At 30.8% G+C, this 1,391-nt stretch carries 1 protein-coding gene; it reads left to right on the forward strand.

All coding sequences use genetic code 11. The annotated features are described in order from the left end of the window. Nucleotides 1-143 precede the first annotated feature (143 nt). Nucleotides 144-1,022, forward strand: coding sequence for a hypothetical protein (locus tag Q361_RS13545; protein ID WP_103727250.1), 879 nt, complete (start codon nt 144-146; stop codon nt 1,020-1,022). Nucleotides 1,023-1,391: the final 369 nt, after the last annotated feature.

Here is a 1,391-nt window from a genome sequence, read left to right on the forward strand (position 1 = left end):
TCTTAAATTGAAATCTATTTTTCACGAAAATGTTTATCTTTAGCAGAAATTTAGCCGTTCGCGGGCTTCGCTTCTGCGTCAAGCCGCAAAACGTTATGGGCAATGGCAGGACGACTTAACACATAAACAAATATGTTGACAAAATGATACCACAAAAAATACAAGCCTTATTTGACCTTATAGACTTTTTGGACAAGAACAAAGCAACTTACATTGAAAAATATATTCCACTTTGCAACAAACTAAGCGAACTTGACAACCAAAGGAGTTTATTAAAACCTAACGAAAATTATAAAGACAAACATTTCTACGACACTATTCAAAAAGAAATAAAAGAGAAATTTGAGCCAATTACAGAAAACATTTACAAACCAGTTACAAGTAAATTAAAAGAATTAGGTATTTGGTCAGGAGATGATGTTTATACAAGTATTTGGAACAACAATATTTCAGAAATATCAAATTTCAAAAGAAATTTTTCTGAAGAAGACACGCAAATTGTTTTTCATTACAAACAAAAATATTTGAGTTTTAGAACAGAAACTAATAGTGATTTTCTATGTCTTTCATTTGTGTTTTCAAATTTAGACGAAATAATGAAAGAGCTTTTCGAATTTTTCAAAGACTCGGAAGAAAACGAATTTGAGAGTTTTGAAACTAAAACAATTGAAGTTGGAGATTTTTATGAATTAGCAAAAAACATAAAAGAAAATAAAAGAAAAAATGTAAAATATTCTATTCCTAATGAAAATATTTTTGGCAAAAAAGATAGAACACAATCGACAGATAATGTAGCGATAAAAAATGAATTTAATGTTTACAATATGGGAGATAAAATAGAAGTAGGTGACATTTCCAATAACAGCGGAAAAATCACAGTTGGCAAAGACAACAAAATAGAATTAGAAGGTAATGATGATATTGCAAAAAAATCATATCGTTGGCAAAAGAGAGACACAATCATTATGACTATCATCGGAATTATTGGATTGGTAATTGCATACTTAACAATGAAAAATTGACTTTAACAAAATCGAATAATACTAGAAATGCTATAGCCACAGCCCATAACAGCCGTTTTACAAAAGCGGGGGTTACGTGCTTCTATGACAGTGAAGTGCTAAATTCAAGCTTTGTGCACTTAATGAAGTTTAGTGCTAAAAATCCCCGCCTTCGCAAAGCGGCAAAACGTTGTGTGCCATACTTCCGACGAAATTCAGAAGTCAAACATTTTAGTTTGAACAACCATTTGAATTTTAAGACTTGACGAAATGTCCACTTTTTTGGATTTTTAGGAAACTAACGGCTGAATTTTATCTGAAATCGAGTAAAGTTTGGTTCAAGTTTAGCGGACATTTAGTAAAGTCTAACGATTTAAAACGGAAAACAAA

Origin of the sequence: Flavobacterium croceum DSM 17960, assembly GCF_002917885.1 — a bacterium.
Lineage (GTDB): Bacteria > Bacteroidota > Bacteroidia > Flavobacteriales > Flavobacteriaceae > Flavobacterium > Flavobacterium croceum.